Here is a 23300-nt window from a genome sequence, read left to right as displayed (position 1 = left end):
TAGGCAGGGATCACGATCTTGTATAATGATAAGAATTTCGAATCCATTAGTTTTTTGAATAATGCCGTTGCCGCCCCTGAGAACACTGCCCGTCTTCGAAGCTGTGGCCCGTCTGGGCAGCTTCTCCCTTGCCGCTGAGGAGTTGCGGGTTAGCCAGAGCGCTGTCAGTCACAGCATCAAACAGCTTGAAGACAACCTCGGCGAGGCCCTGTTCCAGCGGGGTGGCCACCGCGTCGTACTGACGGAGCAGGGGCGGCAGTATCTCGAGCCCGTGAGTTCGGGGCTGGCGCAGATTGAGCGGGCAAGTGAGCGACTGCGGGGGGATGGCGGTACGGAGCTGCGTCTCGCCGTGTTCAGCTCCTTTGCGGTGCGCTGGTTGATCCCCCGTTTGCCGGACCTGCAACGCCGCCATCCGCAACTGGAGGTCATGCTGGAAATGCTGCATGAGCCACCGGCACTCTCGGAGCGCCTCGCCGATGCCTTTATCACCATCCAGGGAGAGCATCGCGGCTTCAGCTCGGACCCGCTCTACTCCGAGCGTTTGTTCCCGATCTGTAGTCGACGATTCTGGCAGTGGATGTGTGACGATTTACGCCAGGCCGGGTTGATCGACACTGATACGCCAGAGCACATCGAGGCGGCATGGTTGACCCGTTACCCGCTCTTGTCCGCCTCGAGCATCATCGGGCAACCCGGGGAAGACTGGCAGGTCTGGCTGGCCGCTGATCATTGCGAGCTGCCCGGGAGCATCCGTATGCAGCACTTCAGCCATATGCTCATGGCCCACGCGGCGGCTCGCTATCACCAGGGGATCGCACTCACCAATGACTACATGATTGATCCCGCAGATGATCCAGACATGGTCGTCCTTCCCTGTTATCAGGTAGGAACCGGCGATGAGTTCCGGCTCGCCTACAAGACGAGCCGCCGCAACGAACCGGGCATTCGCATGCTCCGGCAATGGTTACGGCAACAGGCCGAGGCGTCCGGATTGCGCCTGGAGGGGGAGCGCGAACGCCAGACCCGCCTGTAGCGACGAGCCCGTTATGCCCGTCGACCATGAGCGTCGGATTCGAGAGCGCAACACCAAGTCGGTAGACAGACTCGCGTAGTGCGCCCACCATGGTGATTCACACCCTCTGTCGGAGCCTTTTTCATGCGCGTTTTCGCCAACCCCGTCGGTGGTGGCTCACTGTGGTTCGATAACCTTGCCACCGCCGACGGCACCCCGGTCGCTTACGATCCCCAGGCGCGGGCGTTCCTGCCGATGCCGCCGTTCTGTGCCAACCGGGACGTGATCGGCTGTAACTGGATCGCCCCGGAGAAAGGCGCCTTCTGTCGCTCCTGCGCCATGACGGCTCTGGCCCCCGACCCATCGATACCGGATGCGATTCCCAACTGGGCGCAGACGGAGGCTGCCAAGCGCTGGGTGCTGGACAACCTCGGTCGCTGGCATTGGTTCCGCCCGGAAGACCCGGGCGCCCCGCCGGTTTTCCACCTGCTCGCCGAAGGCCCTACGCCGGTGCCCATGGGCCATGCCGAGGGTGTCGTCACCATTAGTGTGGCGGAAGTGGACCCGGTACTGGTGGCAACACGGCGCGAGGCACTGGAAGAGCCCTATCGGACCATGATGGGTCACATGCGCCACGAGATCGCGCATATGCTGTGGTGGCGCCTCAGCCTCCGCGATGACTTTCTCGACGCTTTCCGGGGGATGTTCGGTGATGAGCGGATCAACTACCCTGCCGCCCTTCAGTACCACTACGAAAACGGCCCACCGGCCCAGTGGCGGCAACACTACCTGACCGCCTACGCCTCGGCCCATCCGCACGAGGACTGGGCAGAGACGGCTGCACACCTGCTGCACCTGACGGATATTACCGACAGTTTCGTGGCCACGGGCCTGTCATCGCCGCAGATTCCCCACGCCGGCTGGGACCCCTACTCCGAACCGGATCCGGAGCGGCTGATTCACGTCGCCACCGGGCTCACCGTGGGCGTAAATCATGTGAACCGTGCCATGGGGCTGCCCGACCTGTATCCCTTCGTGCTCTCGGACCATGCCCGCCACAAACTGGCCTTTGTCCATAATTGGCTGCGCCGTGGCGCCCAGGGCCTCTAGCCAGACCACGCCGGCGGATTGAGGGCAGCAAAAGAAAAAACGGCGCTTCAGTCCTGCTGAAACGCCGTTTTGAAGGGCCTTGCCGATCCACTGTAATGGACCGGCGATCCGCAGTCAGGACACCAGATCGAACCGATCGGCGCTCATCACCTTGGCCCAGGCGTTAACGAAGTCGTTCACGAACTTCTCCTGATTATCGTCCTGTGCGTAGACTTCCGCATAGGAGCGCAGGATGGAGTTCGAGCCGAACACCAGATCCACGCGGGTGGCGGTCCACTTGGCCTTGTCCGTCTTGCGGTCGCGGATTTCGTACAGGTTGTTGCCCGTGGGCACCCACTTGTAGGCCATATCGGTGAGGTTCACGAAGAAATCGTTGGTCAACTGACCTTCACGATCCGTGAACACCCCATGCTTGGTGCCGCCATGGTTGGTGCCCAGCACACGCATGCCACCAACCAGCACGGTCATCTCCGGCGCAGTCAGGCCCATCAGCTGGGTGCGATCCAGCATCATCTCTTCCGGCTGCACCGCGTAGTCCTTCTTGACCCAGTTGCGGTAACCATCGGAGAGCGGCTCCAGCCACTCAAAGGACTCTTCATCGGTCATTTCCTGGCTGGCATCACCCCGGCCGCGCTTGAACGGAACGGCGATATCGTAGCCAGCCGCCTTGGCGGCCTTCTCGATACCCACGTTGCCGGCCAGCACAATGACGTCGGCGACACTGGCACCGGTCTCGGAGGCGATCCCTTCCAGAACCTTGAGCACTTTCGCCAGGCGCTCCGGCTCGTTGCCTTCCCAGTCCTTCTGCGGTGCCAGCCGGATACGGGCACCGTTGGCCCCGCCGCGCATGTCGGACTGGCGGAAGGTACGGGCGCTGTCCCAGGCGGTGGCGACCATCTCGCCGATGCTAAGGCCACTGTCGGCGATCTTGGCCTTGACCAGCTCAACGCTGTAGTCCTTATTTCCGGCGGGCACCGGATCCTGCCAGATCAGGTCTTCCTGGGGCGCTTCAGGACCGATGTAGCGCTCCTTCGGGCCCAGGTCACGATGGATGAGCTTGAACCAGGCACGGGCGAAGACGTCGTTGAAGTACTCCGGATCCTTGTAGAACTTCTCGGAGATCTTGCGGTACTCCGGATCCACCTTCATGGCCATGTCGGCGTCGGTCATGATCGGGTTCAGGCGGATGGACGGATCTTCGACATCAACCGGCTTGTCTTCTTCCTTGATGTCTTTGGGCTCCCACTGCCAGGCCCCTGCCGGGCTCTTGGTCAGTTCCCACTCATAATTGAGGAGGAGGTAGAAATAGCCGTTGTCCCACTGGATTGGGTTGGTGGTCCACGCACCCTCGATGCCGCTGGTCACCGTATCGCGACCAACACCACGGCTGACCTTGTTGTTCCAGCCCAAGCCCTGCTCTTCAACATCGGCAGATTCGGGATCGGGGCCCAGATTCGCGGCGTCACCGTTCCCGTGACACTTGCCGACCGTATGACCACCGGCGGTCAGCGCGACGGTTTCCTCATCGTCCATCGCCATGCGCGCAAAGGTCACGCGGACGTCGTGAGCGGTCTTCTGCGGGTCCGGGTTACCGTCCACGCCCTCGGGATTGACGTAGATCAGACCCATCATCACTGCCGCCAGCGGATTCTCGAGGGTTTCCGCATCACGGTCCTTGCCGTAACGGCTGTTCTCGTTATCGCTGGGCGCCAGCCACTCCTTCTCGGAACCCCAGTAGGTGTCCTTCTCGGGATGCCAGATGTCCTCGCGGCCGAAGGAGAAGCCGAAGGTCTTGAAGCCCATGGATTCGTAGGCGACGTTACCGGCGAGCACGATGAGGTCGGCCCAGCTCAGCTTGTTGCCGTACTTCTTCTTGATCGGCCACAGCAGACGGCGCGCCTTGTCCAGATTGGTGTTGTCCGGCCAGCTGTTGATGGGCGCAAAACGCTGGTTGCCCGTTGCGGCACCGCCGCGGCCATCGGCCACGCGGTAGGAGCCGGCGGCGTGCCAGGTCATGCGGATCATCAGACCACCGTAGTGCCCCCAGTCAGCCGGCCACCACTCCTGGCTGTTGGTCATGAGGTCTTCAACGTCCTTCTTGACGGCGTCGAAGTCGAGCTTCCGCACCTCTTCCCGGTAGTTGAAGCTCTCCCCCATGGGATTGGTCTTGCGGTCGTGCTGATGCAGGATTTCCAGATTCAGGTTGTTCGGCCACCACTCCATGACCGAATTCCCGACTTCGGTATTGGCACCGTGCGCAACCGGGCACTTGCCAGCGCTTTGCTGTTCCGTCATATCACTCTCCAGCTCGTTGCAGCATTTTCGGGGAAGCCTGGCGTTCAGGAGCGGCACAACTCTCTTTGCACCGCTGCCCTGATCCAGCGCCTGTCCAATGATTTAGCACATGGACAGGCGTCTTTCTCCCTCGTGAATCATCCCTAGCAACATACACCACCTGGGAGTCATAGGTTAAACACTCAATTCCTACCGTATCGATAGTCATAAACTATTATTAGCCGGGCAACGTCGTCACCCGGTTCGGCTCGCGAACCCCTGATAGGTGCCCTGCGCAAACTTCTCCAGGGTGTCCGTGAAGCTCCGGTTCAGATGGATCATCGTCTCGGTATCCGTTTTCACCTGCCCACGCAGTTCCTGGCCGATATCGGCGAGATCCTGCACCGAGCGTTGCACATCGTCAGGGTTCCTGGTGCCAAGCGCCGCCCGATGAGCCTTCCCTGCAATGTCGACATAGGTGCTCAGCGTTTTGAGTTGGTACTGCGTCAACGCCTCGGCGTAGCTACTGGTCAACGCAGCGCAGGACCGCGCAGGGGTCAGGAACAACCGGTCGAACTCGCCGGTCAGGGTGTGGGGATCGAAACCAGGCTGTGGCATGCGTCACCTCCGTCACATAGAGATTCGCATTATATCACGACATGCTGCAGCGCAACATGTCGTGATCGCACAATTGGCAACCCGGCTCTGTGATACGGTTCCGGGCAACATGCGACGATGACCGCCACTATGGACTCTTCTGATTTGCCTTGCCGATCGCTCAATGGCTGACGCACAACTCCCAGGCACGTTCACCGCCCCGCCTTATGACTGGCGGTACTCCCGCGTACTGCGCCCCATCCTGATCTTCGGCGCCGTTGCCCATGCCGTATTTCTGCTCCTGTTCCTGGCGCTGGACGTCATGCCCATGGTGGCGTTCAACATTGTCAGCACCGCCCTGTATATCACCCTGCTCAATGTCGCTACGCGACTGGATTCCCGGGTATTCATCACGGTAGCCGTCGTCGAGGTGCTGCTGCACGCCTGGTTGGCAACGCGCTTCGTGGGCTGGGAGAGCGGATTTCACCTGTACCCGCTGATTCTGCTTCCTCTCATCGCGTTTCTTACAACCATCAGCCTTACAGCCCGGTTTCTGGCGATTGCCGGAGTTACTGTGGCGTACGCCCTGATCGCCCTGCCATACACGACGGCGACCCCCGTGGCGCCACTGCCGGATGCAGTGGCTCCCTGGCTCAGCGCCGCCAACGTAGTGCTCGTGAGCGTCGGCCTGAGCGTTTTCATCCTCTTCTACGCCGTCGCCGTTCGAAATGCCGACGAACTGGCCCGCACTGCACATGACAGGCTGGAGGCCCTGGCAGCCACGGATCCACTCACCGGCCTGCTCAATCGTCGCAGCATGGATGAACAGTTGCGGGCAGCGATACGCGCCCGACAACCCGCGGCGGCGCTGCTGGTTGATATCGATCGGTTCAAGCGCATTAACGACGATCTCGGGCATGACACCGGCGATCTCGTCATCCAGGCCGTTGCAGCCGTCCTGGAAGCCGGCACCCGGGATGAGGATGCGGTGGCCCGCTGGGGCGGCGAGGAGTTCCTGGTGCTACTGCGGGGTCACGACCAGGAGGCTGCCTGGCAAGTCTCCGAGCGGTTGCGTGCGCGCGTGCCCGAATCGTGGAGCGCACCTCCAGGACACCAGCTAACCGTGAGCATCGGCGTTGCGGCACTGCAGCCAGGGGATTCCGCTAACACGCTCATTTCCCGGGCCGACACCGCCCTGCTGCAGGCCAAGCGCGACGGCCGCAACCGGACAGCGGCGACAACATGACCAGCGTGCAATGCTTATAGGCCAGAGGACACAACGCGGGTTCAGCCAGACCCGCGCCTTCGCTATACTCCGCCTCCTGGCCCCGGTAGCTCAGTCGGATAGAGCAACCGCCTCCTAAGCGGTAGGTCGCAGGTTCGAATCCTGCCCGGGGCGCCACTCCCTATTCCAGCAAATTCCCGCAAGATCCTGTCTTTATAGTAGAAAAAGGCAAACTCTTCGGCGGCAACACGAAGCCGCTGTGCCGAGGTATAAGGACCCGCATGGACCCCCAGGATCTGCCAACCGACCCCCACCGCCCCCATGAAGATGTCATGGCCATACTGGTGGGAACGCTGTTCGTGGCCCTCGGGGTGACGCTATACACCCAGGCGCGACTGCTGACCGGCAGTACCGCAGGGATGGCGTTCCTGCTGCAGTACGCCACTGGGTGGCGTTTCGGCGCGTGGTTCTTCCTGATCAATCTGCCTTTCTACTACCTGGCCATCAAGCGCATGGGCTGGTCCTTTACGCTTCGCACCTTCGTGGCCATAGGTTTGGTGTCCCTGTTCTCCGAGTTGACCGGCAAATGGCTCGTGATCGAGAGCCTCAACCCGCTCTACGCCTCGCTGATGGGCGGCAGTCTGATCGGCATCGGCATGCTGGTGCTGTTCCGCCACCGCTGCAGCCTGGGCGGCATCAATATCCTCGCCCTCTACCTCCAGGATCGCTATGGGCTACGCGCCGGCTATGTGCAGCTCGGCATCGACGGCCTGATCATGCTAGTCGCTTTCCTGGTGCTGCCCGCCGACCGTGTCGGGCTCTCGGTGCTCGGGGCCTTGGCGCTGAACCTGATCATTGCCCTCAACCACAAGCCCGGACGCTATATGGGCGTCTCCTGAGCTGCAATGGCCGAACTCCCATTGAGGCCCCGGCATAGCCTCAGCGATGGTGCTCACCGGCGCGCTCGGGCTGGTAGAGAATTTCCTCGATCCGCACCCGCAGGGTTCCGCCGGCCGGCTTCGGCCACTCGATTTCATCCCCTTCCGAGAGCCCGAGCAACGCACTTCCCACCGGAGCCAGGATGGAGACGGTGGTGCCGTCGGGGTCGACGTCCCGGGGATACACCAGCGTCAGCTCGAAGGGCTTCGACGACGCGACTTCCCGGAAACGGACCCTGGAGTTCATGGTCACCACGTTGGGCGGCATCTCGGCGGAGGGCACCACTCGGGCGCGCTCCAGCTCCTGCTCCAGCGCAGTCACGCCGGCGGCGCCCTCCTGGGCAGCGGTTTCAAGCAGACGCTCGATGCGATCCACATCGGTTTGCGAAATCATGATGGGCGGCTGTTCAGACATGAGCATCCTCTTGCAATCGCGCCGCACTCAGTACCGGCTGTCCGGTCGTGTCAGCAGGAAAACCGAAACCCCCACCAGCGCGATCACCTGCAGGGTAAGCGCCAGGGGCGGGAGTTGCATCCAGACGGCAATGGCGAGGCTGGCGACCACCGAGGCGACCCCGATCCACTTGGCCTTCCGCGGAATCGCACGCTGGGTTTGCCACGAGCGAATGGCCGGGCCGAACCGGGGGTGGTTGACGAGCCACTGCCGCCAGCGTTCGGAACCCCGGGCAAAGGCCCATGCAGCAACAAGCAGAAACGGGGTGGTGGGCAATAGAGGCACTACCGTACCCGCCGCTCCTATGCCCACGGCGCTGACCCCGAGTGCCCGCCACAACCAGCGTTTAATCACGCGTGCCTCACCCTGCTTCCGGCCACCATGATACCCCATGGCAGCGTTGACCCCCAGGGGTCAGACGGTGCGCGAGTAGCGCACCTGGACGGGCTGCTCGCGCAGGTATCGATCGAACACCATGGCGATATTGCGTAGCAGCAGCCGGCCGGTGGGCTGCACACGGATGCCATCATTCTCCACCCGCAGCAGGCCGTCTGCCTCCAGCGGTGCCAGGGCGGCGAGTTCCGGCTCGAAGTAGTCGTCGAAACGAACACCGAAAAGCCGCTCGATGTCCCGGAACTCCAGCCAGGTCCTGCACATGATCCGCTCGATCACCGTACGCCGAAGGCGGTCGTCGAAATCCAGGCTGCAGCCCCGTGCCACGGGCAGTTCGCCGGCATCCAGCGCGGCGTAGTAGCTGCGCAGATCACTGTGGTTCTGGCTGTAATGGTGGCCGATCATGCCGATGGCAGTCATGCCCACGGGAATGAGATCGCACTCGGAATGGGTGGAATAGCCCTGGAAGTTCCGCTGCAGCGTGTTGTCGGCCATGGCCCGGGCCAGATCGCTGTCCGGGAGGGCGAAGTGATCGAGGCCGATTGTGACATAGCCGGCATCGGTAAGCTTGCGCACCGTGTGCTCGATCATCCCGAGCTTCTCTTCCGGCGAAGGCAGGGTTTCGGCGTCGATCATGCGCTGCGCCTTCACCCGCTCCGGCAGGTGCGCGTAGTTGTAGACGGACAGCCGCTGCGGACGGATCGCCAGGACTTCGTCCAGCGTGGCATCGAAGCTGGCGATGGTCTGGTACGGCAGGCCATAGATGAGGTCCAGACTCAGGGAATCCATGCCCGCCCGGCGGCCCTGTTCGATGACGGCATACACCTGCTCACGGGACTGAACCCGGTTCACCGCCTTCTGCACGTCCGCATCGAAGTCCTGCACGCCCAGGCTCATGCGGTTGAAGCCCAGGTCACCCAGCAGGGATATTGTGTCGGGGCCCACGGCGCGGGGATCGATTTCAATGGAATACTCGCGCTGATCCGGGGGCGGCAGCGTGAAGTTGCGTGCAATGGCCTGCATCAGGCGCCAGAGCTGGCGGTCGTCCATGAAGGTCGGCGTGCCGCCGCCGAGGTGGAGCTGGCGCAGGGGGCGATCGCGGTCGAACAAGTGCGACTGCAGGGCCAGTTCCCGCTCCAGATAGTGCAGGTAGACCTCAGCCTTTTCGGGATGGCGCGTGATGATCTTGTTGCACGCACAGTAGTAGCAGAGGCTGTGACAGAACGGGATGTGCACATAGAGCGACAGCGGACGCGGCACCGGATCATCGTTACTCGCCCTGGCCACCGCCATGTACTGCCCGGCATCGAACTCCTCATGGAAATGCGGTGCCGTCGGATAGGACGTGTATCGGGGGCCGGGCACATCGTATTTCTCGTACAACGGCCGGTCGAAGACTGGGTCCGCCATGGATTCCGTCCCTGTTGGGTTGCCTGATGCGCCTACGGTAGCGGAACCGCTGCAGGTCACATTGATTCAGGTCAATCCGAGGCGCGAGCGCCCTTTCCCACCCCCTCGAAGGCACGCACGCTGAAACGTTTGCCCGGCTCCTGGCGCTGCATGACTGCATGCAGGTGAGCCGCGATCTGCTCGACGGTGCTCTCGGTCTCGAGGATTTCGCAGGCCGCAGCGGGGACGGTCACACTGAACTCGCCCTCGCGGGCGCTGTAGGCGAACCGGTGGCAGCGGATACCTTCCACGTCCATGGTGTCCACCAGGTGTTCCCGGGAGCCCAGATAGACATTGCGCCAGCGCTCGGCCCAGTAGGTCTCCCAGTCCTCTGCGCGGTGTCCGTTGCGGTACACTTCGATGCGGGAGCGGTGCCCGTGGGCGATACGCTGACAGGCACCACCGTGGGCCTGCAGCCCGTGGCTGTAGGCGTACCACGCGCCGTCGATACGCTCCGCACGCAGTCGCAGGCCCAGTTCCGTGACGTTGGCGGGTAACAGGTGGCGGATGGATCGATGCAGAAAATCGCGCACGGCGGCGGCGTCCACCGAGTTGCCGGGAACCACGACAACCGTGTGTTCCGGGCCGCTCATGCTTATGGGGCCGAGCTCGCTGCGGTAGCCCACGTCGACGTAGCCATCGGCGCGCTTCAGCCGCGTTGTGGCCTCCGGCACCAGCAACCGATGATCGACGCTGTCATCGATGGCAGCCTTGAGCTCACGCTTGACGTCGCCGAAATCGAACACCATCCCCTGGTCGTCCAGCGTGCCGGTGAGTTCCACATCGACGATCCAGCTCTCGCCCACAAGCCCCTGGACCGGATCCAGCCGCGAGGAGTCGATCACGGTGAGCTGTTCCACGAAAAGGCAAGGCATGGCGGTTTCGATCAGACTGTGTAAGCGCGCAGTCTACTCACCTTTCAGCAAGTAAGGCCAGGGCTCAGCGCCGCGATCAGCCACCGTCCGGCCCGTCGTCCGGCGTAAATCGCCTTGAATCCGCGCGGTCGGAGATGGCCTGCTCGGCGTCGGGGTTCAGCACTACGATGCTGATCCGGCGATTGATCGGATTCTCCGGATCCTCCTTGTCGAACAGGACGGTATCTGCCAGCCCAGTGACCTGGGCGATCCGGCCGGGCTCGATGCCGCCCCGCAACAACGCGCGGCGTGCACTGTTCGCACGGTCCGCGGAAAGCTCCCAGTTGTCGTAGTCCCGGGGGTCGGCAAAGGCCACCGCGTCGGTGTGGCCGGTAACGCTGATCTTGTTCGGCACCTCGTTGATGACGTCTGCCAGTTCCATGAGGATGGACTCGGCATAGTTGCGCATGTCGTCGCTGCCCAGATCGAACATGGGCCGGTTGCGCTGGTCCACCAACTGGATGCGAAGCCCCTCCGGGGTGATATCCAGTAACAGCTGGTCCTTGAACGGCTCCAGTGCCTGGCTGCGCTCGATGGCGTGCTCCAGATCCTGCTGCAAGGATTCCATGCGTTCCAGCTGGCGTCGCTGCGCCTCTTCAAACAGATCCTCGTCCCGGGGCGCCAGGGGCGAATCGCCCATATCCAGCGGCGTTTCGCTGCCCCCTTCAAGGTCAATCAGGTTCTCCCCGGGAGGCGCGCCCTCCTCCCGCTCCGGGGCCTGGAAGCCGGTGGGATCACGGAAATAGCCGGCCACGCCCGCCCGTTGCTCCTCATCCATGGCGGTCACCACCCATAGAATCAGGAACATGGCGAACATGGCGGTCATGAAGTCCGCAAAGGCGACCTTCCACGAACCGCCGTGGTGGCCCCCTTGCACCTTCTTGACGCGCTTGATGACAATGGGCTGCGTCTTGTCATCCATCATGGCGCTCCGGTGGGCGTCACTTGCCCTTCACGTGGTCCTCGAGCTCCTGGAAGCTCGGGCGTTCATTCTCGTACATCACCTTGCGACCGAACTCCACCGCCAGCACCGGTTTGTACCCGTTGAGAATCGCCATGATGGTGACCTTGATGATCTCGAGAAACTTCGCCCGCTCCCGCGCCCGGTGCTCCATGGCCTTGCCCAGCGGGCCGATGAAGGAGTAACCGGAGAGAATACCCAGGAAGGTACCGATGAGGGCGGCGGCGACCAGTTCGCCAATGAGATCCACGGGGCCGTCGATCTCCCCCATGGCGATGGTGATGCCCAAAAGCGCGGCGATGATACCGAAGCCCGGCAGTGCGTCGGCGACGCTGTTCACCGCATGGGCGGGCATCTCTTCCTCCTGGTGGAGGGTCTCCAGCTCCAGGTCCATGAGGTTTTCAAGCTCGTGGGGGTTCATGCTGCCACCGACCATCAGGCGCAGGTAATCCACCAGGAAAGTCATGGCTTCTTCCTGCGCCAGGACCTTCGGATACTTCTGGAAAAGCTCGCTGTTGTGCGGGTCGTCGACGTCCGCCTCGATGGCCAGTAACCCCTCGCGCTGGGCCTTGTAGAAGAGTTCGTAGAGCATGGCGAGCAGGTCCATGTAGATGGACTTGCTGTAGACCGTGCCTTTGAAAAGGGACGGCACCGTCTTGAAGACCTGGCGGATGACCTTGCCGGGGTTCGAGATCATGAACGCGCCGAAGGCAGCGCCGGCGATGATCAGCACCTCGTAGGGCTGCCACAGAATGGCCACCTGGCCGCCATGAGCGACGTAGCCCGTGATCACCGAGAAAACGACGATCAGCGCACCCAGAACAATCAGCATGCTTTACTCCCAGAACTACTGGCGCAGTGGCCCGCCACCCACCCGATAACGTGGCCGTAATGATCCGGCTTCCAGCCAGGGGAATCGGCCGACGGCGCGGAAACTGAAGTCCGCTGAATCCCCGTTCGAGTCACATCGTAACCACCCGCGATCTTCATAACGGCCAACTGGTTCGCAAACTCGCCGCCGCGTCTGCGCCACAATCGGCGCAAACAATAACGGGTATCTTCGCGGGAGCTTTCATGGCGCAACGCCTGGACGACTGGTTCAACAGCCTGACTGAGGCGTATCTGCCCGTGCGTCCGTCCACCAGGGTGGCCCTGGAGCAAATGGCAGGCGCCGGCATGGAGGATCTCGGTGTGCGGGATCTTCATCCGATGCTGGTGCGGGACCCGGCGTTCGCCCTGAACATCCTGCGTTCCGCGAACGCGTTCCGCCACCGGCACCTGGACGGCCAGACCACCACCGCCGACCAGGCAGCGCTGATGCTGGGCACGGCGCGCACTCTGGACCTGGCGGCGCAATGGCCCTGTGCCAGCGAATCCATGACCGACGATGCCCGCGCAGGCTACCGGCAAGTCATGGCAGATGCCTGCTTCACCGCCCGGCTGGCCGCGTACTGGGCAGAGCTGCGCAGCGACGTCCTGCCGGCGGAAATCTACTGCGCTGCCCTGGCCAGACATTCCGGCAGTCTCGCGCTACAGGCGCACCCCGAAGGCCGGCATCGCATGGACGCCATCAATGAAATCCGGGAACGCTGCAGCATTGAGCCACCGGAAGCCGAGTATGTGGTGCTGGGTTTCGGCGTTGACGAACTCGCCACCGTGCTGAACACGAACTGGCGCCTGCCCACCCTGGCCTTGGAGTACCTGCTGCCGGAGAACATCAATGCGCGCCGCACCCTGGGCATTCGGCTGGCCATGCAACTGCGTCGCATCGGGCACCTGGGCTGGTTCTCTCCGGGCATGAAGCGCCTGCTGCCCGCCCTGGCCAACTACCTGGGAACGGATCGTGACAAAGCGGCGGACACCATTCCAGGCATCGCCCGCGCTGTCCTGGAGGAATATCCGAAGATTGAAAACCCGCGCTGGCTGCCGCTGGCGGACAACGAAGCGCCGCCTGCCCACGAGCCACCGCCCCGCGGTCTATGCCTGATGCCGCAGCGCGACCTGATGGAGCGGCTGATCGGCGAGCTCGAAGATGGCCGCCTGGAGCGGATCGAGCATGAGCTGGCACGGCGTCACGACCGCACCGACCCTGACGCCGCCGTGCTCACACTGGCGGCGCGTGCCCTGCACCATGGACTCGGATTGAACCGGGCCGTGATTTTTCTGATGAATCAGGAGCTCGACGCCATGACCCCATACGTGGCACTCGGTGCGGACACGGACCCCGCCCTGCTTGCCACCACCGTTCGCGTCGAGGGCGGCTGGCTTGAGCAGCATTTCCCAGCTGGCGGCGGAGCGCGCTGCCTTCGCTCCGGCGAGACCTCCGAACTGCGACAGCAGCTCCGCGCCGCCGGCGGCCACCTGTTCGACACCCAGGAATACCTCATCCGACTGGTCCGTGGGCCCGGGTCCGCTCTGGCCCTCGTCTTCGGCGACCGCCACGCGCCGGAGTGCCGGCTCAACGATGCTGCCCGCCAGGGGTTCTCGCGTATCACGCAGATACTGGAGAGCGCCTGGAACCGCCAGCGGAGTACACAGTGAATCTGTCTCCCTACAAAGACAGATTCATGCGATACTCGGCGCCTCATAACGAGAAGATCCGGCATGCCACCGGGACGTCATCGCCGATCATCAGGGATACCTGTTTGCGCCCGTCGTGCGGAGCCAGGGCGCAGCAACAGGCATCGCGACCATCACTAACACGCACGGACAGGAGGAGCGGCATGAAGCGCTTTGCCATCAGTTTATGCGGGGTCTGTCTGCTGGCGGCAGGCACCACCGCCCAGGCGGACATATCCGACAACGAGGTGCGCATCGGCCTGATTTCCGACATGAGCCAGTCCTATCGCACGGTGGGCGAAGGCGCGGAAATCGCCGTGGATATGGCCATTCGCGACTTCGGCGGTGAAGTGCTCGGCCGCGACATCCGGGTGTTCATCCGTGACCATCAGCTGGATGCGGATCTCGCCATGGAACATGCCCGCGAACTCCACGAAGAGCACAACGTGGACATGTTCCTGGACATGGTGGGCTCGCACGTCGCAATTCCGCTCCAGCACTACGCCCGCGAAAACGAAATCGTGACCCTGCATACGAGTTCGGTGGCATCCAGCCTCACGGGAGAGCATTGCAGCCCTTACGGCGCCCACTGGATGTTCGATACCCGGGGCCTGGCCGCCGGCATCACCTCCGCACTCCTGGAAGACGGCCATGAAAGCTGGCAGTTCCTCACCGCCGATTACTCCATGGGTCACAGTCTCGAGGCCGACTCCCGCGCGGTGATCGAACAACACGGCGGCACTGTTACGGGCTCCGTCATGCACCCGTTCCAGACGGACGACCTTGTCGGCGAAATCCTGGAAGTGGCGGCCTCGGGGGCCGATGTCATCGCGCTGGCCAGTGCCGGGGACGACACCGGGCGTGCCGTGCGCACCGCCTACGAAATGGGCATCCCTGAAGAGGACCAGGTCATCGCCGCCCTCATGACCACCGAGGATCTGCCCCAGGAACTCGGGCTCTACGTCTCCCAGGGCCTGCGCCTGACCACTGGCTGGTACTGGAATCTGGACGACGAAACCCGCGAATGGGCCGAGCGTTTCGGGACCCGCTCGGGCCTGTTCGGCAGTCAGTTCAGTGCCGGGCAGTACTCCGCTGTAAAGCACTATCTCCGGGCTGTCGAAGCGGCAGGCACCGATGACGCCGGAGCAGTGATGGAACAGATGCGCGCCATGCCCGTGGACGACGTCTACGGCCGGGGAGCCCGGCTCCGCGAGGACGGCCGCCTGATGATCGACATGTACCTGGCTCGCGTGAAGAGTCCGGCTGACTCCACCGCCCCCGGGGACTACTACGAAATCCAGGGCAGCATCGCGCCGGAGGATGCATTCGTGCCCCTCGAGGAAAGTGACTGCCCGTTCCTCGACTGACAGGTGCTGCCGGCCGCCCACCGGGCGGCCGGCAGCACATCGACCTCACAGAATGCGCGTGCGTGCATCACTCCCCATGCTGTGCACCTTCATTCCGCTCTCGCTCGCTTCCAGCACCGTCACGGAACAGTAATCCGGCCTGAACACCAGCACATCTTCCTCTCCGGTGCATGCCGCCACCACGGCGTTAATGAGGACCGCGTGGGTCACCACCACCACGTTCCCCTGGTAAGCGGCGACGGTTTCCACGGCCTGTGCCTGCCACTGGCGGACCACCCCGTCCACCTCCACCCACCGCGACCGCAGTAACCGCTGCAGCCACGGACCACGCTGTTCCAGGCTCAACCCCGGGGAAGGCACCTCGGCCACGGCGGACTCCACCATTGGCTCCCCGCCCAGTTGCCGTGCCAGCGGCGCCATGGTCTCCTGTGCCCGCCGCAGTGGGCTGGTGACTAGTTGCACCGCCGCAGGAAGCTGAGCGTGCAGCGACGCCGCAAGCTGCTCGGCCTGGGCCTGCCCAGTGGCATCCAACCCCGGGTCGCGGTCCTCGTTCCAGGCGGCAGTCGCCTGTCCGTGGCGTATCAGAAAGACTGTTGGCATGGGACTCCTTCCGGGAAAAGGCGTTAACGCGTTCACACTTCGTGCACCCGATTGGGGCAGCGGGACGACAACAATGTTACTTTCCAATGAAATAATAACGAATTCCGATACTCACGCCGGCCCCGAGCCTGACAACGCGATGACGACACCCACCACCCGCCCCTTGCACTCGGTCTACAAGCTGATCCATCCGGTGTTCGCGCGGTTCACCGATCCGGCCACCGAGCGCGAGTTCCTGGATCACGTTGCCGGGGAAACCCGCCGCCACCTGGTGATCGCATTTCTGGTCTGGGCCGCACTGATCCTCGTTTTCGCAGTCCCCGACTACGCGGACCTTGGAGCCGGGCCCGAGTTCGCGGCAATGTTCGCAATGCGTGCTGCCAGTGCCGTGATGATTCTGGGCTATGCGTTGGCGTGCCTGCGCTGGCGCAATCTGGCTCACAATTTTCCGGCCATAAGCCTGATCGTGATCGTCGCCATGACCGGCTTCGTGCTGATCTACTTCCTGCGGCCGGACGTGGTCGGATTCGTGATTGGCGTGACCATGGTCATGATCGTGGGCGCTTACCTGCTGATCCCCAACCTGCTCTCCTGGAACACGCTGGTGATCAGCTACATTATCGCAACCTCGTTGCTGAGCGTCTGGCTGACGCACGGCACCAGCGCTGCTGGCCTCGCGTCGCTGTTCGTCATTTACCTGCTGCCAGCACTGACCGGCTTCTTTATTGCCCACCGGCTGCAGTTGTTGCGGCGCGGTCAGTTCGCCCTGCTGCTGGAGGCAGAGCAGCGCAACCAGGAGCTCGAACGCGAGGTGGAGCGCCGTAAAGCCCTCGAGCAGGAACTGGAACAGCAGGCCGCCACCGACCCGCTCACCGGGTTGCACAACCGCCGGGGCTACGAACTGCTCTTCGAGCAGGAGCTCAAGCGCGCGCAGCGCCTCAACGCCCCTCTCAGCGTCGCCATCCTGGATCTGGACCGCTTCAAGAACCTCAACGACACCTATGGCCACGGCGCCGGTGACCAGGTTCTCAAGAGCCTCGCCCGGGAATGGTCGCAGCGCCTGCGCGGGCCGGACATCCTGGGTCGCCTGGGAGGCGAAGAATTCGTGGTGCTCATGCCGGACACCGCCGCCCCGGAGGCGGCGGAGGTCATGGAACGCCTGCGCCGTCACACCGAGAGCGTTCCCCGGGAACTGGGCGTTGCCACGGTTGCGGTGACGGTGACCATCGGTGTCACCGACCTGGGTGCCGCCGATGACAGCTTCCAGGACATGATCGCCCGAGCCGACGAGGCGCTCTACCGCGGTAAGGATCAGGGCAGGAACCAAGTGGTCATCCTGCGAGCCGGCGAACCTGGAACGACCCCGCCCGGAGAGACCGCGGCCACATTCCCGGCACCGGCCAGCAGTGATCCCGAGTAGACAGCGCCCGCGCCGATACTCTACCTTCGACGCTCGCAGCGCAAAGGATCAGGGCGCCAGAACCCTGAGACGCCCGGAATCCAGACACGCGCTATCCGTTCAAAAACCAGGATTCGATTCATGGATGCGGCCACCCTTGCCCAGCAACCCTTCATGAGCGTGCCGGAACTCATCCGCATGCACGCTTCCCGGAGCCCCCGCTCAACGGCGTTCATCCAGGATGGCCAGGTCGTCGACTACGGCGAACTGGACACCATCGTTGACCAGGTGGCTGCCGCCCTGCAGCGCGACGGTCTCGCACCCGGCGACATCGTCAGTATCTGCGCGGCCAATTCCATCAACTATGCCGTGGTATTTCTCGGAGCCCTGCGGGCAGGCGTGGTGGCAGCGCCGCTGGCGCCATCGGCAACCCCTGAGAGCATTGCTGACATGATCGCCGACGCCGGGACACGCCACCTGTTCCTGGACGCCGACAACGCCCGGGCCCTGGCGCCGGTGGCCGACCGCATCCAGTCACGGTGGATCACCCTGGACGACTCCGACCACGGGACGCCGTTCCGGGAATGGCTGGCACCGGAAGGGGCAGAGCCCGGACCCGTTACCATCGAGCCTGACTGGCCGTTCAACATCATCTACTCCTCCGGCACCACCGGCAGCCCGAAGGGGATCGTCCAGCCCCATCGCCTGCGCTGGGGACACATCCGCCGGGGTCTGTCGCCGGAGTACGGCATCGGCCCCGAGAGCGTCACCCTGCTTTCCACGCCGTTGTACTCCAACACCACACTGGTGCCTTTCTTCCAGACCATCGCTCTGGGCGGCGCCCTGGTGCTCATGGCCAAGTTCGACGCGGAACGCTACCTGCAACTGGCGGAGCGCCACCGGGTCACCCATACCATTCTGGTGCCGGTGCAGTACCAGCGGCTCATGGACGTGCCCACGTTCGACGACTACGACCTCTCCGCCTTCGAGTGCAAGCTCTGCACCAGCGCGCCGTTCCGCGCCGATCTCAAGGCGGATGTGCTGCGCCGCTGGCCCGGGCGGCTCATCGACAACTACGGCATGACTGAGGGCGGCGGCGTCTGCAGCCTGCTCGCCCACCGGCACCCGGACAAGCTGCACACCGTCGGCCAGCCCGTGGAAGGCCACGACATCCGCCTGATCGATGATGCCGGCAACGAGGTGGCACCGGGTGAACCCGGGGAAGTGGTCGGCCACTCGCCCGGATTGATGCTCGGCTATCACAACCAGCCGCAGAAAACCGCCGAGGCAGAGTGGTTCGCACCGGATGGCCGGCGTTTCATCCGCACGGGGGATATCGGCCGCTTCGACGAGGACGGCTTCCTGATGATCATCGACCGCAAGAAGGACATGATCATCTCCGGCGGCTTCAACATCTATCCCGCCGACATCGAGGCCGTGGTGCGCCAGCACGAGGACGTCGGCGAGTGCTCGGTGGTGGGGGTGAGCTCGCAGCGCTGGGGCGAGACCCCGGTGGCATTCGTGGTGCCCGCGGCGGGCCGCCAGCCGGACCCCGTGGCCGTGCGTGAATGGGCCAACAACCGCCTGGGTAAAACCCAGCGCCTGGCGGACGTGGTGTTGCGCGACGCCCTGCCCCACTCGGCCATCGGCAAGGTCCTCAAGCGGGAGCTGCGCGAGACGTACGAAATGTGAACCGGGCCTTTTTTTTGTGCAGAAATGCGGTGTAGATTCGCTGTAACAGTGTCATCCCGGTCTTCGCACCCATTCTGGCCGCGGCAACGAGAACAACGAGAGCGGGCGATCCCGCCCCGGCGGGCGCAACCGCGACAGACCGCGTATGAATACATTACGAGACGAATCCAACAAGGCCCAGGCGCTGCGGAAGCAGCGCCTGGGCTGGGGTTTCGCCGCCCAGGCATGCCTGTTCCTCATTCTGACCAGCGCCGCCGTCATGGGGCAGTATGCGCTCGAATCCTATCAAACCCCCTCCTATTCAGGCGCTTACACAGCATTCAACACTTTGTAACGTCTAATCGGTATCTAAGCTACTAGCTTATAAGCCTTTGATTGCCGATCCAGCACTGGGGAAGTTTTAGACACCTTCTGAGGAAGCAGATGGCCGGGCGGATTTATTCTGGGAAGCTGCTAGAGCGCCTGAAAGGCGAAGCCAATCGTGATCACCTCGTCGAAGCGCTTGAGTTCGAGGTTGACCACGCTCTCGAGGTGTCGGAACAAACCGACGTCTAGACGGGGCTTCTTCCCGGGCCGCGTCCATAGAAGGGCGCTGTCCTCCGACCCGTAGCGGACCTTGCCCCACCATTGATCAGTGTCCGCTTCGTAGGTGACGGCGGGAAAACACGCCGTCAAAGTTTTGGTTGGTGTCCTATGGCCAATTCGCGCTACGCTCCTGTATATGCTGCATAAAGCCTGTCGACTCCAGCGACGGCTTCTATGCGGACAAATAAATTGGCGAATCGGAGCAAAGATGAATAAAACGCAAGGTATTTCTGATTGGATAGGGCGTGCTGTTTATGGACTCATCAGTTTAAGCTTGGGTATTATCAGTCTCACAATGATGGGTGTCGCCTTGTGGGATATATGGCTCTCGATACACGGAGACACCTTGCTCGTTACAGCCCTTCTTAATGCCATCGGCTTGATCGTGATTGGAATGGCTGTATTTGATGTTTCCAAGTTCTTGTTGGAGGAAGAAGTTTTTAGCAGCAGTGCCACGAAATCGCCCGCAAAACAGAGAGCGACTTTATTAAAGTTTCTCGTCATAATTGCTATTGCCGTAAACTTGGAAGCCCTCGTGTTCGTCTTTGACGCCGGGACAAAAGATATTACCACGTTGATCTATCCAACTTTTCTATTAATTGCAGCTATTTTTGTGGTGGTAGGTCTGGGCGTCTATCAGAAGTTGACTCGGGATGATGACAAGTAGCCGCGATAAAAAAATCATTACGATTGCTACTCGAATATTGAAGTGCCGTGAGTTGCTCGCCGCCTGGCAGCTTTCACTTTCCACTCTTGTCTATTAGGCGCTGAGATGCAGTAGCGGCACGTCGGTGTGGAGGAACCACTTCTCCGTGACCACCTTCCGGGTAAACCAATCCGTGCGCATCAACGGGGGGGCCACCGTGGCTTTCAGCCATTCGGGCAAGCGCACACCACCGGATTCGTCGCCACGCCGGCCGAAACGAGCGCGAATGGCCCGATCGTATTCCGCGACCACCGTCTCCGGCCGATCTCCCAGGCGTGCGAGCAGATCCGCCGCCAGCAAGGAGGATTCCACCGCCGGGCGAATCCCCTCGCCGCTCTGGTCATAGGCCAGGCCAGCGGCATCACCGACCAACAGACAATGGTCGTCGGTCAGTGGACGACGGGCGTGGCCGTGCAGCAGGTAGGCGTGCCCCTTGTATCGCCTGGGCAGATCCTCCGGGATACGCCCGGCGTCCTGCATGAACCGGACGAACTCTGCCAAGTGTACCGAAAGCTGGTGGTTCTCCTGACGGCCCAGTCCGATATTAAGGTACTCCTCCTTGCGAAACACCCAGCCATAGCCCTTCAGGTCCCGGCAGAACCACAGCTCCGGCGTATCGCCTCGGGCCCGGCAGCGCTGCTGCTGCTCCGGCGTCATTTCGAATTCCACTTCCTTGGCGGTCACAGGCTGCTCGTACCCACCCGGGCCGTCTCCGAGACGGGCGGCAACGGGACAGAAGTGACCCCCCGCGCCCACTAGCCAGGCGGCCCGGAAACGTTTATTAAGTACCCAGGCCCCCTCCGTGCGGCGCAGGTCGTGGAGCTTCTCGCCCAGCGCCATGTCGGCTCCCGAGCGCTCTAGCAGATAATTGTCGAACTCACACCGACGAATGCCGTAGCTCACCGGCTCCTCGCCGTGATCAGTCTCCACGGGCTCCTGACCCATCAACCCCACCCGAAACGAACGAATGGGCTGGAGCACATGATCGCGGCCATAGGTCTCAGGGTTAACGTCGAGGGACTCCAGCACCGCCGGGGTCACCCAGCCCGCGCACGTCTTGTCCCTGGGAAACCGGGCCTTGTCCATGACCAGCACCCGCCAGCCCCGGTGGGTGAGGGCGTGGGCGAGACTGGAGCCGGCGGGTCCGCCTCCGACAACGATCAGGTCGTATTCATCCATCGGCCCACTCCCGAGGCGCCGCCGTGGTTTCGTATAGATGCGCGCGATTGCGGGGTACGTTGTTGGACCGGGCCGGCGCGAACACAACCTGGAAGAGTTGCATCCCTCCCTGCGTGAAGGTGGCACTGGAGGTGGCCAGATACAGCTCCCAGGCACGAGCAAAGCGCTCGTCGTACTGTTGCGCCACCCAGTCCCGATGGACCCGGAAACGCTCCAGCCAGTTATCCAGGGTCTGCGCGTAATGCAGCCGTAGGTTCTCCACGTCCAGCACGGAAAGATCATCATACTCGAACAGCGTCATAAGCTCCGCCGCGCTGGGTACATAGGCGCCCGGGAATATGCGCTGCTCGATCCACTTGTTAACCGGCCGCGGTCGATTACGCCCGATGGTATGGATCAGGCCCAGACCCTCCGGATGCAGGCAGCGCCGCGCCACCTTGGCCAAGGCCTCGTAGTTCGCGGGTCCCACGTGCTCGAGCATACCCACCGAAACGAAGTGGTCGCAGGAGCCGGAAATATTGCGGTAGTCGTCCTCAACGTATTCAACCAGATGGTCCAGGCCCTCCCTACGGGCCTGCTCGCGGGCATACTCGATCTGCTCCCGGGATATGTTGAATGCGCGTACCTTTGCCCCGTACTGCTTCGCCATGTAGCGTGCGAGCCCGCCCCAGCCACAGCCGGCTTCGATGACCGTCTCGCCGGGCTGCAGCCGCACCTTGCGACAGACGTGTTCCAGCTTGGCCAGTTGCGCTTGCTCGAGGGTGTTGTCGGGGCTTTCGAAATAGGCGCAGGTATACTGCATGGCCGCGTGGTCCAGCCAGAGACTGTAGAACTCATTGCCCAAATCGTAGTGGTGATGGATATTGCCCCGCGCCCCGGAAACATCCGCGCCAATGCTCGGCTTATCGCGCCAGAGCCACTCCAGCCAGGCAGGCTTGCGGCCTTCGCGTTCATTCACGGCTCTTACCAGGATATTCATTACTTCCTTGAGCTCGCCATGCACCTCGATACGCCCGGTGCTGTAGAGATCCCCGTAGCCCAGGTTCGGGTTACGAAGCAGCTCGTACAAGGCGCCGCGATCCATGATCTCGACCGCCAGAGTGCTGTCGCCGGATCCAACGGACGAACCGTCCCACAGGCGTACCTCCAACGCTGGTGAGCCCACCAGCTCGTAGAGCCGACGGGTCAGCCAACGCTCCGGTGCAGCCGAGGGCCCGCTGGAAACGCGCTCGCCGTGGGGTACCGCCAGAGGATTACGCTCGTTGACATAGGTGTGTTCTGTATCGTGCGGCATGGCTACTTCCCTCGTCCTTGCCCATTGTAGTCCCCTCCGGCGAGATCGTTTCAGAATGGTGTCAACCTCACGCGGAACGCGGGAGTCCGCCAGCCACCGCAGCGGGCGGGTGATGCGCGGCTCGAAATGCCCAGCAGGTTGTCCTCGCCTTGCACGTCGGGATCGAACTTCGCCAGTCTCAGCTCGATAAAGGATTCCATGCCCTGCACATAACAAAACACGAAGTGCGCGCCCTCTAGATTCCCAGGGCTATCCATTGCGTTTCCGCATTTCTCGGGGCACAAGGCGGCTGACGAACAGACGCCTTGTGGCGACCGCGTCCTGTCGAAGGGGGAGCACCTTTCTTGCGCCGGCGTATCGGTATCCAGCCAGGCCGTGCATGGTGATTTCAGGGCCTTCAAGCGCTGCAGCATAGACAGCAATGGCTGCGCATCCGTCTTGCGACTCTACGCCGAGGGCGACGTGCTTGGTATCGCAGGGATCGTCCAGCATCCGGCCTTAGATATCCGTCGTCGCTCTGGGCACGGCAAAAGTCTGGAAGATGGGCGAGAAAGCGGCGGCCGGTAAGTAGTCGGGAACGCTGCCGGTTAAT

22 protein-coding genes and 1 tRNA gene are annotated in these 23300 nt (G+C 62.7%); 11 read left to right on the top strand and 12 right to left on the bottom strand.

Annotation, left to right across the window (positions count from 1 at the left end):
- Positions 1 to 61 precede the first annotated feature (61 nt).
- Positions 62 to 1033: a LysR family transcriptional regulator gene (locus tag KU884_RS08960; protein WP_167782320.1), complete on the top strand. Its 972-nt coding sequence runs from the start codon at positions 62 to 64 to the stop codon at positions 1031 to 1033.
- Positions 1034 to 1156: 123 nt separating this feature from the next.
- Entirely contained in the window at positions 1157 to 2122 is a 966-nt protein-coding gene (locus KU884_RS08955; RefSeq protein ID WP_167782319.1) for a putative zinc-binding metallopeptidase, read from the top strand.
- Between the two features lie 114 nt (positions 2123 to 2236).
- On the opposite strand, the gene katG is transcribed toward KU884_RS08955, so the two are convergent.
- Together katG and KU884_RS08945 are read right to left on the bottom strand one after the other, a co-directional pair.
- Positions 2237 to 4417 (bottom strand): catalase/peroxidase HPI, encoded by a 2181-nt coding sequence (gene katG, locus KU884_RS08950; protein ID WP_167782318.1) that lies wholly within the window; start codon positions 4415 to 4417, stop codon positions 2237 to 2239.
- Between the two features lie 234 nt (positions 4418 to 4651).
- Positions 4652 to 5014, bottom strand: a complete 363-nt coding sequence (locus KU884_RS08945) for a hypothetical protein (RefSeq protein ID WP_167782317.1) — start codon at positions 5012 to 5014, stop codon at positions 4652 to 4654.
- A 163-nt stretch (positions 5015 to 5177) separates the two neighbouring features.
- Between KU884_RS08945 and KU884_RS08940 the strand changes: the two genes are divergently transcribed.
- The 3 genes from KU884_RS08940 (at position 5178) to KU884_RS08930 (ending at position 7117) form a co-directional block, all read left to right on the top strand.
- A complete protein-coding gene (locus KU884_RS08940; protein WP_167782316.1) occupies positions 5178 to 6239 on the top strand; it encodes a diguanylate cyclase in 1062 nt (353 codons plus the stop codon).
- Between the two features lie 79 nt (positions 6240 to 6318).
- A tRNA-Arg gene (locus KU884_RS08935) sits at positions 6319 to 6395 on the top strand.
- A gap of 104 nt (positions 6396 to 6499) precedes the next feature.
- The gene (locus KU884_RS08930; protein ID WP_167782315.1) at positions 6500 to 7117 is read left to right on the top strand and encodes a YitT family protein; all 618 of its coding nucleotides are present in this window, start codon (positions 6500 to 6502) and stop codon (positions 7115 to 7117) included.
- Between the two features lie 40 nt (positions 7118 to 7157).
- Here the strand turns inward: KU884_RS08930 and rnk are convergent, their stop codons facing one another.
- The 6 genes from rnk to motA all read right to left on the bottom strand — a co-directional run bounded on the left by rnk (position 7158) and on the right by motA (position 12159).
- The gene (gene rnk / locus KU884_RS08925) at positions 7158 to 7571 is read right to left on the bottom strand and encodes a nucleoside diphosphate kinase regulator (RefSeq protein WP_167782314.1); all 414 of its coding nucleotides are present in this window, start codon (positions 7569 to 7571) and stop codon (positions 7158 to 7160) included.
- Between the two features lie 27 nt (positions 7572 to 7598).
- Positions 7599 to 7964 carry a YbaN family protein gene (locus KU884_RS08920; protein ID WP_254432223.1) on the bottom strand — a complete coding sequence of 122 codons (366 nt, stop codon included), beginning with the start codon at positions 7962 to 7964 and terminating at the stop codon, positions 7599 to 7601.
- Positions 7965 to 8024: 60 nt separating this feature from the next.
- Entirely contained in the window at positions 8025 to 9413 is a 1389-nt protein-coding gene (gene hemN, locus KU884_RS08915; protein ID WP_167782312.1) for an oxygen-independent coproporphyrinogen III oxidase, read from the bottom strand.
- A gap of 71 nt (positions 9414 to 9484) precedes the next feature.
- Positions 9485 to 10327, bottom strand: a complete 843-nt coding sequence (locus KU884_RS08910; protein WP_167782311.1) for a 6-carboxytetrahydropterin synthase — start codon at positions 10325 to 10327, stop codon at positions 9485 to 9487.
- A 76-nt stretch (positions 10328 to 10403) separates the two neighbouring features.
- Positions 10404 to 11291, bottom strand: a complete 888-nt coding sequence (gene motB / locus KU884_RS08905) for a flagellar motor protein MotB (protein ID WP_167782310.1) — start codon at positions 11289 to 11291, stop codon at positions 10404 to 10406.
- Positions 11292 to 11307: 16 nt separating this feature from the next.
- Positions 11308 to 12159: a flagellar motor stator protein MotA gene (motA, locus tag KU884_RS08900; RefSeq protein WP_167782309.1), complete on the bottom strand. Its 852-nt coding sequence runs from the start codon at positions 12157 to 12159 to the stop codon at positions 11308 to 11310.
- A gap of 242 nt (positions 12160 to 12401) precedes the next feature.
- Between motA and KU884_RS08895 the strand changes: the two genes are divergently transcribed.
- Both KU884_RS08895 and KU884_RS08890 read left to right on the top strand, forming a co-directional pair.
- Entirely contained in the window at positions 12402 to 13868 is a 1467-nt protein-coding gene (locus KU884_RS08895) for an HDOD domain-containing protein (RefSeq protein ID WP_167782308.1), read from the top strand.
- A 182-nt stretch (positions 13869 to 14050) separates the two neighbouring features.
- Complete coding sequence (locus KU884_RS08890; RefSeq protein WP_167782307.1) at positions 14051 to 15253, top strand: ABC transporter substrate-binding protein; 1203 nt, start codon at positions 14051 to 14053, stop codon at positions 15251 to 15253.
- 45 nt (positions 15254 to 15298) lie between these two features.
- Here KU884_RS08890 and KU884_RS08885 read toward each other — a convergent pair whose 3' ends face one another.
- Complete coding sequence (locus KU884_RS08885) at positions 15299 to 15853, bottom strand: histidine phosphatase family protein (protein ID WP_167782306.1); 555 nt, start codon at positions 15851 to 15853, stop codon at positions 15299 to 15301.
- A 139-nt stretch (positions 15854 to 15992) separates the two neighbouring features.
- Between KU884_RS08885 and KU884_RS08880 the strand changes: the two genes are divergently transcribed.
- From KU884_RS08880 to KU884_RS08865, 4 genes are all read left to right on the top strand, one after another.
- Positions 15993 to 17273, top strand: a complete 1281-nt coding sequence (locus KU884_RS08880; protein WP_167782305.1) for a GGDEF domain-containing protein — start codon at positions 15993 to 15995, stop codon at positions 17271 to 17273.
- Between the two features lie 120 nt (positions 17274 to 17393).
- On the top strand, positions 17394 to 18944 hold the full coding sequence (locus KU884_RS08875) for a class I adenylate-forming enzyme family protein (protein ID WP_167782304.1): 1551 nt from the start codon (positions 17394 to 17396) through the stop codon (positions 18942 to 18944).
- Positions 18945 to 19089: 145 nt separating this feature from the next.
- Positions 19090 to 19278 carry a hypothetical protein gene (locus KU884_RS08870; protein WP_167782303.1) on the top strand — a complete coding sequence of 63 codons (189 nt, stop codon included), beginning with the start codon at positions 19090 to 19092 and terminating at the stop codon, positions 19276 to 19278.
- A gap of 459 nt (positions 19279 to 19737) precedes the next feature.
- The gene (locus tag KU884_RS08865; protein ID WP_174813726.1) at positions 19738 to 20196 is read left to right on the top strand and encodes a general glycosylation pathway protein; all 459 of its coding nucleotides are present in this window, start codon (positions 19738 to 19740) and stop codon (positions 20194 to 20196) included.
- A gap of 93 nt (positions 20197 to 20289) precedes the next feature.
- Here the strand turns inward: KU884_RS08865 and KU884_RS08860 are convergent, their stop codons facing one another.
- Genes KU884_RS08860 through KU884_RS08850 form a run of 3 tightly spaced genes read right to left on the bottom strand, consistent with a single transcriptional unit; the run spans position 20290 to position 22965 of the window.
- Positions 20290 to 21414, bottom strand: a complete 1125-nt coding sequence (locus KU884_RS08860) for an NAD(P)/FAD-dependent oxidoreductase (protein ID WP_167782302.1) — start codon at positions 21412 to 21414, stop codon at positions 20290 to 20292.
- On the bottom strand, positions 21407 to 22708 hold the full coding sequence (locus KU884_RS08855) for a cyclopropane-fatty-acyl-phospholipid synthase family protein (protein WP_167782301.1): 1302 nt from the start codon (positions 22706 to 22708) through the stop codon (positions 21407 to 21409). Before KU884_RS08855 ends, KU884_RS08860 begins: the two co-directional genes overlap by 8 nt.
- Positions 22709 to 22758: 50 nt before the next feature.
- On the bottom strand, positions 22759 to 22965 hold the full coding sequence (locus KU884_RS08850; protein WP_167782300.1) for a hypothetical protein: 207 nt from the start codon (positions 22963 to 22965) through the stop codon (positions 22759 to 22761).
- Positions 22966 to 23300 lie beyond the last annotated feature (335 nt).

The sequence above is a fragment of the Aquisalimonas sp. 2447 genome (genome assembly GCF_012044895.1).
Lineage (GTDB): Bacteria > Pseudomonadota > Gammaproteobacteria > Nitrococcales > Aquisalimonadaceae > Aquisalimonas.
This window is presented reverse-complemented; position numbering and strand designations above follow the sequence as displayed.

Excerpts from the sequence above, each read along its gene's own strand:
- KU884_RS08865 (WP_174813726.1), top strand. The coding sequence starts at position 19,738 with ATGAATAAAACGCAAGGTATTTCTGATTGGATAGGGCGTGCTGTTTAT.
- katG (WP_167782318.1), bottom strand. The coding sequence starts at position 4,417 with ATGACGGAACAGCAAAGCGCTGGCAAGTGCCCGGTTGCGCACGGTGCC.
- KU884_RS08880 (WP_167782305.1), top strand. The coding sequence starts at position 15,993 with ATGACGACACCCACCACCCGCCCCTTGCACTCGGTCTACAAGCTGATC.
- KU884_RS08910 (WP_167782311.1), bottom strand. The coding sequence starts at position 10,327 with ATGCCTTGCCTTTTCGTGGAACAGCTCACCGTGATCGACTCCTCGCGG.
- KU884_RS08860 (WP_167782302.1), bottom strand. The coding sequence starts at position 21,414 with ATGGATGAATACGACCTGATCGTTGTCGGAGGCGGACCCGCCGGCTCC.
- hemN (WP_167782312.1), bottom strand. The coding sequence starts at position 9,413 with ATGGCGGACCCAGTCTTCGACCGGCCGTTGTACGAGAAATACGATGTG.
- motB (WP_167782310.1), bottom strand. The coding sequence starts at position 11,291 with ATGATGGATGACAAGACGCAGCCCATTGTCATCAAGCGCGTCAAGAAG.
- KU884_RS08870 (WP_167782303.1), top strand. The coding sequence starts at position 19,090 with ATGAATACATTACGAGACGAATCCAACAAGGCCCAGGCGCTGCGGAAG.
- KU884_RS08930 (WP_167782315.1), top strand. The coding sequence starts at position 6,500 with ATGGACCCCCAGGATCTGCCAACCGACCCCCACCGCCCCCATGAAGAT.
- KU884_RS08945 (WP_167782317.1), bottom strand. The coding sequence starts at position 5,014 with ATGCCACAGCCTGGTTTCGATCCCCACACCCTGACCGGCGAGTTCGAC.
- KU884_RS08940 (WP_167782316.1), top strand. The coding sequence starts at position 5,178 with ATGGCTGACGCACAACTCCCAGGCACGTTCACCGCCCCGCCTTATGAC.
- KU884_RS08850 (WP_167782300.1), bottom strand. The coding sequence starts at position 22,965 with ATGGATAGCCCTGGGAATCTAGAGGGCGCGCACTTCGTGTTTTGTTAT.
- KU884_RS08895 (WP_167782308.1), top strand. The coding sequence starts at position 12,402 with ATGGCGCAACGCCTGGACGACTGGTTCAACAGCCTGACTGAGGCGTAT.
- KU884_RS08960 (WP_167782320.1), top strand. The coding sequence starts at position 62 with ATGCCGTTGCCGCCCCTGAGAACACTGCCCGTCTTCGAAGCTGTGGCC.
- KU884_RS08855 (WP_167782301.1), bottom strand. The coding sequence starts at position 22,708 with ATGCCGCACGATACAGAACACACCTATGTCAACGAGCGTAATCCTCTG.
- KU884_RS08875 (WP_167782304.1), top strand. The coding sequence starts at position 17,394 with ATGGATGCGGCCACCCTTGCCCAGCAACCCTTCATGAGCGTGCCGGAA.
- motA (WP_167782309.1), bottom strand. The coding sequence starts at position 12,159 with ATGCTGATTGTTCTGGGTGCGCTGATCGTCGTTTTCTCGGTGATCACG.
- rnk (WP_167782314.1), bottom strand. The coding sequence starts at position 7,571 with ATGTCTGAACAGCCGCCCATCATGATTTCGCAAACCGATGTGGATCGC.
- KU884_RS08955 (WP_167782319.1), top strand. The coding sequence starts at position 1,157 with ATGCGCGTTTTCGCCAACCCCGTCGGTGGTGGCTCACTGTGGTTCGAT.
- KU884_RS08885 (WP_167782306.1), bottom strand. The coding sequence starts at position 15,853 with ATGCCAACAGTCTTTCTGATACGCCACGGACAGGCGACTGCCGCCTGG.
- KU884_RS08890 (WP_167782307.1), top strand. The coding sequence starts at position 14,051 with ATGAAGCGCTTTGCCATCAGTTTATGCGGGGTCTGTCTGCTGGCGGCA.